This window comes from uncultured Empedobacter sp. (assembly GCF_937930195.1).
Classification (GTDB): Bacteria; Bacteroidota; Bacteroidia; order Flavobacteriales; family Weeksellaceae; genus Empedobacter; species Empedobacter stercoris.
Genome location: NZ_CALGVK010000025.1, coordinates 1 through 11,642, shown reverse-complemented (window position 1 = coordinate 11,642; position 11,642 = coordinate 1). Strand labels below are relative to the sequence as shown.

Sequence of the window (11,642 nt, the reverse complement as noted above, 5' to 3'; positions counted from 1 at the left end):
CTTATCCGGCTTTTTAAACTATTTAATCTACTATTTCAATATAATTTTGTCCGCACCAGCCTGAATTTCTCCAATCACAGCACTTCCATCAATAATATTCACTACTTTTTCAGCATCAGATTGGTCAACGATGACAACCATTCCGACACCCATATTAAATGTTCCAAACATTTCGTCTTCTGCAATATTTCCGCGTTTCGCTAATTCTTGCATTACTGTTGGTACATTTATTTTTGCTTTTTCTATTACAGCAGTCAATCCATCATTTATAATACGAGGAACATTCTCGATTAATCCACCACCTGTAATGTGAGCAATTCCAGTCATTTCGATACCTGCATCTTTGATTTTAAAAATATCGTTTTGATATAATTTTGTTGGAACTAATAATGTTTCGAATAAAGGTTTACCTTCAAATTCTTCGTTAAAATCTGGGAAAATTCTACGCACTAATGAGAATCCGTTTGAATGGAAACCACTTGATGGTAACGCAACAATTACTTGTCCAGCTTTTATTTTAGATCCATCAATAATTTCGTCACGCTCTACTACTCCAACACAAAAACCTGCAACATCATAATCACCAACCTGGTACATTCCTGGCATTTCTGCAGTTTCTCCACCAATTAATGCTGTTCCTGTTTCCTTACACGCTTGTGCAATTCCACCTACAATTTCTGCTGCAATATCAGAATCTAATTTTCCACAAGCTAAATAATCTAAGAAAAATAATGGTTTTGCTCCGTGGCATAAAATATCATTTGCACACATGGCAAAACAATCAATACCAACTGTATCGTAAACTTTAGAATCCAAAGCTACACGTAGTTTAGTTCCTACACCATCAGTTCCTGATACCAAAACAGGATTTTTATATCCTTCTAATTGGTAAAAAGCTCCAAAACTTCCAATTCCGTTTAACACATTTTCGTTATGTGTTGCTGCAACTGCATCTTTAATTTTCGATACCGTTTGATAACCTTCTTCCTTATCTACTCCGGCTTGTTTATATGTATTGCTCATTTTTTTGCTGTATTAGTGTAAAATGTAACAAGTATTAAGTACATTTTATTTTTGACTTTTTACAATTATAATTAATCGATATGCAAAGGATTAACCTCTTTACACTCTTCATTTGTATAATTTACCGGATATTTTTCTGTAAAACATCCAAAACAATGTTCTTTACTTCCTAATAAATCAATTAGATTATCAACTGTTAAGAAATCCAACGAATCTACATTCAAATATTCTTCAACCTCTTTAATTGATTTGTTTCCCGAAATTAAATCTGCTTTAGAAGGCATATCAATTCCTAAATAACAAGGAGCAATAATTGGAGGCGAAGCAGAACGGAAATGAATTTCTTTTGCTCCAGCTTCTTTCAAGATTTTGATTAAAAGTTTTGAAGTCGTTCCACGTACAATCGAATCATCTAAAACAACCAAACGTTTTCCTTTGATTTTTTCTTTAATTGGATTCAATTTTAAGTTGACCACTCGTTCGCGCATTTCTTGCGAAGGAACGATAAACGAACGCGACATATATCGATTCTTAATCAAAATTGGCTCATAAGGAATGCCTGATGCTTCTGAATATCCAATCGCAGAGGGAATTCCAGAATCTGGAACACCAATCACAATATCTGCATCAATTGGAGATTGTTCGTATAATTTCCGCCCAGATTCTACACGTAAATCATAGATTTCTTTTCCTTCCATATTCGAGTCAGGACGTGCGAAATAAATGTACTCAAATGCACAAATATTACGATGTTTTGGTTGCTTTAATGAATATGATTTCAATCCCTCTTCATTGATTACAATCAATTCTCCAGGTTCTACATCACGAATAAATTCAGCTCCAACAGCATCTAAAGCACATGTCTCAGAACAAACTATATAAGCATCATCTAATTTACCTAAACACAATGGTCGAATTCCGTTAGGATCTCGGAAAGCTGCCATTTGATTATTCGTTAATAATAAAACCGAATAAGCTCCTTTTACTTTCTCTGTTCCTTTCTGAATGGCTTCTACAAGATCTAAATGCGAATATTTTTGGATAGAACGTAATAAAACCTCAGTGTCCGAAGTGGCTAAAAATGGTAGACCTTCAGCTTCTAACTCTGCTCTTAATTCATCAACTTCAATTAAATTTCCGTTGTGAGCAAGCGAAAAGTGAGGTTTTCCATAGATATTGTACGTGTACAGTGGCTGAATATTACGGCGACTTCCACCACCAGCTGTTGTATAACGTGTATGTCCAATTGCTGCGTTTCCTTGGTAATCATCAATTTCTGCTTCGATCAACTTGAAAACATCCAACACCAATCCTGATCTTTTAACCGTTTTGATATTTCCATCTTTCAAAAAAGAAACTCCACACCCCTCTTGTCCACGGTGCTGAAGTGCGAATAAACCAAACTGTGCGATAGAATAGGTGTTGATATTGTTGGGAGAATAAACGCCAAAAATACCACATTCTTCGTTCACGCTATCCACCGTATCAGCTGCATATTTTTTAAGTAAATTTCGTTCATAGAAATTTGTTAAATACTCAGCTTTCAACTGGCTTTTATGTAATTTTTTATCAATCATTTTGAATGAAAAAATGATTATTTTAAAACTTCTAATAAACGATTATAAACTTCGTGATAAGCTTCTGAAACATCACCTAAATCACGACGAAAACGATCTTTGTCTAATTTCTTACCTGTTTCTACATCCCACAAACGACATGTATCAGGAGAAATTTCGTCTGCTAAAATAATGTTACCATCAACATCTTTACCAAATTCGATTTTGAAATCTGCTAAAATTAATCCTGCTTTCAAGAATAATTCTTTCAAAGCTTCGTTGATTACATCAGTTTGAGCGTACATTTCTTTCAACTCATCATACGTAGCAGCTCCTAATAAAACCGCGTGATGATCGTTGATTAATGGATCTCCTAATTCATCTTTTTTGTAACAGATATCGAAGATTGTAACAGGAGATTTTCCTCCTTCCTCTAATCCTAAACGTTGAGCCATAGACCCAGCAACATAGTTGCGAACAACCATTTCAATTGGAATAATAGATACTTTTTTTACCAATTGCTCACGATCATTCAACTGCTCAATAAAGTGAGTTTTCACTCCTTTCTCTATCAAATAGTTGAAAATTAAAGTCGAAATTTTGTTATTCATTTCGCCTTTATCCTCAACAGTTCCACGCTTTTGAGCATTAAATGCTGTTGCGTCATCTTTGTAATAAACAATTACTTTGTCTGCTTCCTCTGTTGAGTAAACTTGTTTTGCTTTCCCTTCGTAAATGAAGTCTTTTTTTGTTAAGCTCATCGTTGTTTGTTGTTAAAACGTTTTTGTTTTTTTGTTTTGTTTGAAATGAAAAAGTCCACTTCGTGTTTGTTTGTCTGTTTGAAATTTAACTTGTTCAGGGTTAAATTTCGGAATAATTTCGATTGGTTCAGGATCGAAATTGATATTTGTTTGTTGTTTGTTTTTATCTTTTAGTATTAGATGTTAGATATTAGTATTTAGATATTCTTCATCTAATTTCTAACATCTCCTATCTATATTCTATCCTCTAAAATACGCTACCGCATTTTTAAAGATATTCATGTATCCATTTCCTGGAATATTTTTGAATAATCCTTCTTCGTAACGCTCTGGATGTCCCATACGTCCATACACTTTTCCACAAGGCGATACAATTCCTTCTACCGCAAACGTAGATCCATTTGGATTATAAGGCATTTGTCCAGCTAATTTTCCTTCTAAATCTACAAACTGAGTAGCGATTTGTCCTTTGTCAATTAACTTTTCTAACTCCTCCTCATTGGCAACAAAACGACCTTCTCCATGTGAAAACGGAATCCAATATTCTTGACCTTCCATTCCTTTTAACCAAGGTGAATGCGATTTATTTACTCTAATTTTTGCCAATTGTGTGATATGTCGACCAATTTCGTTAAACGTTAATGTTGGCGTATTTTCTTCCAAATCTTGAATTTTACCATAAGGCAATAATCCCGATTTTATCAATGCTTGAAAACCATTACAAATTCCTAAAACCAATCCATCGCGCTCTAATAGATTGTGAATTGCATTTTTTATTTTCTCATTACGTAAAACCGTTGCTATAAATTTCCCTGATCCGTCTGGCTCATCAGCGGCTGAGAAACCTCCTGGTATAAAGAAAATATTGGCTTGATTAATTTCTTTCACAAAAGCATCTACCGATTCTTCAACATCTTGTTGTGTTAAATTACGGAAAGGTAAAGTCGAAACAATCGCTCCTTCTCTACGAAACGCTTTTGCTGAATCATATTCTGAATTTGTTCCTGGAAAAATTGGAATAAAAACTTTCGGATTTTCTACTTTATGATCAGCGAAAGCAAAACAAATTTGTTCAGCTTTCAAATCTTTTTCTTCTACAAGCGTTTCAGAAGATGATTTATATGGAAACAATGAATTGAATGTTTCTTTCCACTGTTGTTTCAACTCTTTCAAGTTAATTTCTTCTCCATTAAATTGGAATGAAGCTGAATCATTTGTCTGACCTAAAACATGATAATTTTGAGCAATTTCAGCAGGAATGTTTAATTCTTCTGAATGTTCTATAACAATTGATGCTGGGTAATATTTTGCTAAATCTAAATCAGTGTTAATTTCAAATCCAATTTCATTACCAAAAGCCATATTCGCTACAGTTTCGGCGATTCCACCAAATTTAACCGTCATCATTGATTTTACATCAGCATTAATTGATCCGATAAAATCAAAAATAGATTTGGTATTCGTTTCGTCAATTAAATATTCAGCTGTTAAAGTTGGAATAAAAACTGAAAGTTTAGAATTCTTTTCAGCTAACGTTCCTTGTACAATTTTTTCAGCCTTAGAAGGTGCTACTGCAAACGAAATCAATGTTGGTGGCACATCAATATCTTGGTAAGATCCAGACATCGAATCTTTACCTCCAATTGCAGGAATTCCAAATTGTTTTTGTGCTTCTATCGTTCCTAACAAAGCTGCAAATGGTTTTCCCCAACGCGTAGCTTCGTCACGTAATTTCTCAAAATACTCTTGAAAAGTTAAACGGATATCAGCGTAATTTCCTCCTGCTGCAACAATTTTCGTCATCGAATCAATTACCGCAAAATAGGCTCCGTGATAATTTGACCAACGAGAAACAATCGGATTGTAACCAAATGAAGCAATTGAAACTGCATTTGTAAATCCATCTGTCGGAAATTTTTGTACTGAAACATCTTCTGGTGTATCCATTGTTTTTCCACCAAAAGCATTCAAAATAGTAGAACGTCCAACATTATTGTCAAACATTTCTACCATACCTTTTTGCGATGCGTGATTTAACTCTTGCATCATAGCAATAAAAGCTTCTTTACTGAATGCTTTATTCTCAAAAGGATTTGTATATTCTTCGTCCGTAACTTCTATTTTAGCTTGTTTACGAACACCGTTTGTATCTAAAAATTGACGGTCTAATTCAACAATCTTAGTTCCTTTCCAAACTAAAGTCATTTTATCATCTCCCGTTACCTCTGCAACGCAAGTCGCATCAAGGTTTTCTTCTTTTGCTAATGCAATAAATGTGTCTACATCTTTTGCTTCTACCGCAACAGCCATACGTTCCTGAGATTCAGAAATCGCTAATTCTGTTCCGTTTAATCCAGCATATTTTAATGGAACTAAATCTAAGTCAACATTAATTCCGCGTGCAATTTCACCAATTGCAACAGAAACACCTCCTGCTCCGAAATCGTTACATTTTTTGATTAATGCTAAAACTTCTGGATTACGGAATAAACGTTGAATTTTACGCTCAACGATTGCATTTCCTTTTTGAACTTCTGCCGATAAATCGTCTAATTTTAAACCATCATGTGTTTTAGATGAACCTGAAGCTCCACCTACTCCATCACGCCCTGTTGCTCCACCTAATAAAATAATTCGGTCTCCTGCAACTGGTTCTTCACGACGAACATATTCTTTTTTTACAGCTCCAGCTACAAAACCAACTTCCATGCGTTTTGCTTTGTATCCTTCGTCATAAATTTCTTTCACAAAAGTTGTCGCTAAACCAATTTGATTTCCATACGAACTATACCCATTTGCTGCTTCTTTCGAGATTTTACGTTGTGGTAATTTACCTGGTAATGTATCTTCAATTTTTTCTAAAGGATTTGCAGCTCCTGTAATACGCATGGCTTGGAAAACGTAAGAACGTCCACTCAAAGGGTCGCGAATTGCACCTCCAACACATGTAGAAGCTCCTCCAAAAGGCTCAACTTCTGTTGGGTGATTATGTGTTTCGTTTTTAAATTGTAATAACCATTCTTCCTCAACACCATCTACATCAATTGGTACAACGATAGAACATGCATTGATTTCTTCTGAAACATCAATATTTTTAACCACTCCTGTACGAGAAAGATATTTCCCCATAACAGTTGCTAAATCCATCAAACGAATTGGTTTAGTTGTTCCCAATTCTTGACGAACTTGTTGGTAATAATTGAATGTTTTTTGTAGCGTTTCGTTAAATTTAGAATTAAATTCAACATCTGTAATTTCTGTCTCGAAAGTGGTATGACGACAATGGTCAGACCAATAAGTATCTAAAACTTTTAATTCAGTTTCAGTTGGATTACGATCAATAGATTTGAAATAGTCTCGAATAAAAACTAAATCATCCATCTCTAATGATAATCCAAACTGGTTGTAAATATCTTGTAATTTATTTTCGTCAGCAGAAATAAAACCTTCTATAATTGGAACTTCAGTTGCTTCTGGATTCGCAGGTATTTCCATTTTAGAAAGATCTTTCTCACGCGATTCTATTGGATTGATTAAGTAATCTTTTACTTTCTTCAAATCCTCCGCAGACAAATCTTCGTTGAACACATATAATAAACCAGATTTTACGGTTACATTATCAACATTCATCAAAACCAAACATTGTTCCGAAGAATCATCACGTTGATTGTATTGACCCGGTAAAAATTCGGTTGCAAAATAGTTTTTAGTGTGAGGAATGTTTTCAATAATTGCATCTTCCACATACTTGAAAACAACATCTGTCACAGGATCGACAAACACTTTGTTTTGAACCTCTTGCAACTGGCTTTCTTGTATATTAAAAAGATCATAAATAACAAAAACCTTGCACACAATATTAGGTACAAGGTTTCTAAGTTCTATTGTAGTCTTCTGACTGATAACGTCAAAATTCGATTTCTTCTGAATGAAAAGTCTTTGGTTCATTGTATTGTTTGCTGTACTATTTGGTTTATTTTGTTTAAACCATTTGTATCATCTACATCAACAAACAAACTATTTTCTACAGCCAGTGGTTCAAGACTCATTTTATAGAAAAAAAATTCATTTGTAGTGGCAAGTATTTATGGTCTGCCGTAGAGACGCTCAACCTTATTATGAGCTATACAAATGTTGTAAACTTTAAAAACTAAATCACCTTTAAAAGTGAATTGCAAAATTAAACATTTTAATTAGTAAAATCAAATCTAAATCAACAATATTTTGTTTAATTTTTTTGTTAAATATTTTCTTTGAAAATGAACGATGATTATCAATCAAATGTCAATAATTATTCTTGAAAATTCTCTAATTTATTTCAAACTATTTTTATTTTTCTGCTCTATCCAAAGCGACATATATTTTGTACTTTGATTGTTGTGATGTTGTAAAATCTGTCCCATAAAATTCTGATTTCGATGCGAGATGAGATTAGCTTCTATAGATTTGATTTTATTTGAAAAATCAGCTTCAAACTTATTCTTATTGTAATTTTCGTTCAGAATTAGCTTTCCATTTTGTTGTGCAGTTGTCCATTCATTTTCATTCGTGTAAAGCAACGTTGCTTTTTCCACAAAAGATTCTACATCATCTACCACATAACCATTCCAAGCAAAATCTCCTTTCATTGCTTCTGCTCCAATTGTTGTCGTAACAGAAGGTGTTCCCGTTTGCATTGCATCCACAAATTTCCCCTTTACACCTGCTCCAAAATTAATCGGCGCTAACAAAACTTTGTAAGTAGACATTGTATCTTGCGCATTTTCTGCACGTCCTTTTATAAAAAATCGTTCTTTCGGATTATGCAATTGCAAAACTTTTTGCGACACATAAGCGCCGTAAATGTGCAATTCGGCTTTTGGAAGTTTCTTTCTTAATATAGGCCAAATCTCTTTTTTTAAAGTTTGCACACAATTATAATTCGGTTCGTGAATAAAATTTCCGATGAACATAAAATTTGTTCTCTGCTCAAAATTCTTCCACAAACTAACTTTTGACTCAGTAATTTCTTCTTCTAAAAATGGAAGATAGTACAATACAGTATGATCAATTTTAAATTGATTTTGAAGAATCTCAAGCTCTTTTTTTGATATAATCAAGGATAGATCACAACGTAAAATTGAAGCTATTTCTCGCTTTGCTAAATCGGAAAATAATAATTCAGATGTAAATTCAACACCTTTTTTAATTGCTTCCTGTCTCGCATTTCGAAGAAAATGTAGATCTTCTGTATCCAATATTTTCAAAGCATTTGGACATTCTTTAGCGACACGCCAACCATATTGCTCCTCGATCATAAAGCGATCAAAGACAACAATTTCTGGAGAAAGTTCTCGCACAAAATCATCAAAACTTTCATCATTTAATTGTATTTCAACTTCTTTAATTCCTTTCGAAATCAAATCAAAACTAAAATCTGATTTTGAAGCAGCGCAAGCAAATGTAATTTCAACTTCTGTTTTTAGAAAACAATCTATTAACTGAATCATTCGAGTTCCAGCCGCAGAAGAAGTTGGCTCTGGCCAAACTTGACCAATGATTAAAAGTTTTTTCATCCAACAAAATTAAGCTTTCTGATGCTGATTTGGAATATTAATTAATCCGTCAACGATTTGATATATTTTAATGTAAATTTGTCCTTCAAAAAATTATATAAAAATGTCTTATCAAGCTGTATTTACAGAATTTTACGAAGAGGTGAAATCAAGTATCAACCAAGGAACTTTTGCTAAACTTACGATGGCCAAAACCATTGGAGATACTGATTTGAAGAACATTTTTGTGCGATTACATCTTTTGGAAGACAATACGTATAATTTTGCTTTTACGTTTCGTTACAAAACGGAAGAAGTGGAACAATATCACAGTATCGAACAAACGTTTTTAATTTTGAGCTCATACATCAAAAATCCATTCACGAATGCATTATTGTTCACCACTGAAAAAGACATCATTTTTAAAGTAAACAAAAAAAATGCTGCAAGTTTGACAGAACAAGCTCCTACTTTTAAACATGCTTCTGATGTAATGATCGAAATGATTGAGAAAAAAATCGTTTAATCAACTGATTATTTTAACTCAATCTAATTATTTTGGTTAAAAGTTTCGGTTCTTTTATCCTAATTATAATTTGTATTTTTGTAGTTCAATTTTTCGAAAATGCTTGGATTAAAACTTTTAACAGACCCACGTTGGGCTGATATTGCGGAAAGAAATTTAGAAGAAATCTTAACGGATCATGCGTGGTGCGAGCAAAAAGCAGCCACAAATGCGATTACCATGATTGCGTACAATTCTGAACATGATGAATTTATTCAAGAAATGTCTGATATTGCTATCGAAGAAATGCAACATTTTAAAATGGTTGTAGAAATTATCGAACGTCGTGGTTATACATTAGGTCGCGAACGAAAAGATGATTATGTAGGACAATTGATGAAATTTTGTAAAAAAGATGGTTCTCGTAACATGGCATTTGTCGATCGTTTGTTATTTGCAGCGATGATTGAAGCCAGAAGTTGTGAACGTTTTAGAGTATTATCTCAAAATATTAACGACGAAGAATTAGCTACATTTTATTACGATTTGATGGTTTCGGAAGCTAATCATTACACCACTTTCTTAAATTTTGCACGAAAATTATCAACCGATGTTGATGTAGATAAACGTTGGAAAGAATGGTTGGATTTCGAAGGAAAATTGATTCAATCTTATGGAAATAAAGAAGCAATTCACGGATAAAACTTAAAAGACACGAAATTAAATTTCGTGTCTTTTTTTATGGATAATATTTCTTTTTCAACCATAAACTTGCTTTTACCAATAGAATCAAAACAGGAACTTCTACCAAAGGACCAATAACACCAACAAATGCTTGAGGAGAATGAAGTCCAAAAACAGCAATAGAAACAGCAATAGCTAACTCGAAATTATTTCCAGTGGCTGTAAATGCGATAGATGCGTTTTTATCATAAGGAATCTTTACAGATTTATTAATAAAGAAACTTACAAAAAACATCAATACAAAGTAGATAATTAAAGGTATTGCAATTTTTAAAACATCCATTGGTAATTCTAAAATTTGATCTCCTTTTAAACTAAACATTAATACAATTGTAAATAATAATGCATATAATGTTATTGGAGAAATAGCAGGAATAAATTTGTGATGATACCATTCTTTACCTTTAAATTTCATTAAAAAATAGCGACTTAAAAAGCCTGCTAAAAATGGAATTCCTAAATATATGACAACACTTTCTGTAACATCTTTCATAGAAACGCTGACATTAAAGGTGGCTAATCCTAATTTGTTTGGTAACACATTGATAAAAAGCCATACGAAAAAACTGTACGATAATACTTGAAAAATAGAGTTTAATGCTACCAACATCGCTGTGTATTCTCTATTTGCTTTGGCCAGATCACTCCAAACAATAACCATTGCGATACATCTTGCTAATCCTATCAGAATTAAACCAATCATATAATCAGGTTCGTTTTGTAAGAAAATAATTGCCAAAACAAACATCAAGATTGGCCCAATAATCCAATTGAGTAACAAGGATATCCCAATCACTTTTTTGTCCTTAAATGCAGTTGGAAGCAAAGAATAATCGACTTTTGCTAAAGGCGGATACATCATTAAAATAAGTCCAATTGCTAACGGAATATTTGTTGTGCCTACGGATAAAGCATTGGTAAAATTTGAACTATTCGGAAAAATAACGCCTAAACCAATTCCTAATGCCATTGCAAGGAATATCCAGAGAGTAAGGTATCGGTCTAAGAATTTTAATTTTGGTTGCATTTTTATTTATTGATTTTTGAAAAGACATAAAACATTTCTGTGGCGATTTGCCAACTTAGTTCTGTGTAAACTTTATCTTGTTCTGGAGTGTTATCTGCAATTTTAGGATCTTCAAAAGTTATCGGAATTCTTCTTTCTGCACCTGCTATAAAAGGACATCCTTCGTCTGCTTGTGAACAAGTCAGAATGGCTGCAAATTTTGAAACTGGATTGTAAAGACTATCATACTTTTTAGAAAAACCAATAATAGGCAGCGCATTTTCGCCAAACTTAATAGCATAAATTGGATTGTTACTTTCCGCTATTTTTAGAATTTGAAAACCTTGCCGACTTAATGTTTCTGCGATTTTTGGAAATAAAGCCGTTTCTTCTGTACCACCCGAATAACAATTTACATTGGATATATTAAAATGTGCGGCTGCAACTTGAGCCCAAATTTGTGCAAAATGACTTCTACGCGAATTGTGGGTGCAAATGAAATTGAGATTTATT

The 11,642-nt window shown here is 33.2% G+C and carries 9 protein-coding genes and 1 riboswitch; of the genes, 2 read left to right on the top strand and 7 right to left on the bottom strand.

All coding sequences use genetic code 11. From position 1 onward, the window contains the following. Positions 1–30: 30 nt before the first annotated feature. From purM to Q0616_RS01495, 5 genes are all read right to left on the bottom strand, one after another. Entirely contained in the window at positions 31–1,023 is a 993-nt protein-coding gene (purM, locus tag Q0616_RS01515) for a phosphoribosylformylglycinamidine cyclo-ligase (protein ID WP_225541673.1), read from the bottom strand. 71 nt (positions 1,024–1,094) lie between these two features. Further along, positions 1,095–2,600: an amidophosphoribosyltransferase gene (gene purF / locus Q0616_RS01510; RefSeq protein WP_171622001.1), complete on the bottom strand. Its 1,506-nt coding sequence runs from the start codon at positions 2,598–2,600 to the stop codon at positions 1,095–1,097. A 17-nt stretch (positions 2,601–2,617) separates the two neighbouring features. Continuing rightward, a complete protein-coding gene (gene purC / locus Q0616_RS01505; RefSeq protein ID WP_171622002.1) occupies positions 2,618–3,340 on the bottom strand; it encodes a phosphoribosylaminoimidazolesuccinocarboxamide synthase in 723 nt (240 codons plus the stop codon). Positions 3,341–3,580: 240 nt separating this feature from the next. After that, the gene (locus Q0616_RS01500) at positions 3,581–7,288 is read right to left on the bottom strand and encodes a phosphoribosylformylglycinamidine synthase (RefSeq protein ID WP_298774450.1); all 3,708 of its coding nucleotides are present in this window, start codon (positions 7,286–7,288) and stop codon (positions 3,581–3,583) included. A 104-nt stretch (positions 7,289–7,392) separates the two neighbouring features. After that, positions 7,393–7,491, bottom strand: a riboswitch (purine riboswitch). A 162-nt stretch (positions 7,492–7,653) separates the two neighbouring features. Then, positions 7,654–8,895 carry a glycosyltransferase gene (locus Q0616_RS01495; RefSeq protein WP_171622004.1) on the bottom strand — a complete coding sequence of 414 codons (1,242 nt, stop codon included), beginning with the start codon at positions 8,893–8,895 and terminating at the stop codon, positions 7,654–7,656. Between the two features lie 103 nt (positions 8,896–8,998). Here Q0616_RS01495 and Q0616_RS01490 point away from each other — a divergent pair, with 103 nt between their 5' ends. After that, the gene (locus Q0616_RS01490; protein WP_225539303.1) at positions 8,999–9,400 is read left to right on the top strand and encodes a hypothetical protein; all 402 of its coding nucleotides are present in this window, start codon (positions 8,999–9,001) and stop codon (positions 9,398–9,400) included. A gap of 99 nt (positions 9,401–9,499) precedes the next feature. Further along, positions 9,500–10,081, top strand: a complete 582-nt coding sequence (locus Q0616_RS01485) for a tRNA-(ms[2]io[6]A)-hydroxylase (RefSeq protein ID WP_171622006.1) — start codon at positions 9,500–9,502, stop codon at positions 10,079–10,081. A gap of 37 nt (positions 10,082–10,118) precedes the next feature. Here the strand turns inward: Q0616_RS01485 and arsB are convergent, their stop codons facing one another. Then, a complete protein-coding gene (gene arsB, locus Q0616_RS01480; RefSeq protein WP_171622007.1) occupies positions 10,119–11,150 on the bottom strand; it encodes an ACR3 family arsenite efflux transporter in 1,032 nt (343 codons plus the stop codon). 2 nt (positions 11,151–11,152) lie between these two features. Further along, the coding region (locus tag Q0616_RS01475) for a protein-tyrosine-phosphatase (RefSeq protein ID WP_298774441.1) at positions 11,153–11,642 on the bottom strand (490 nt) is incomplete at its 5' end.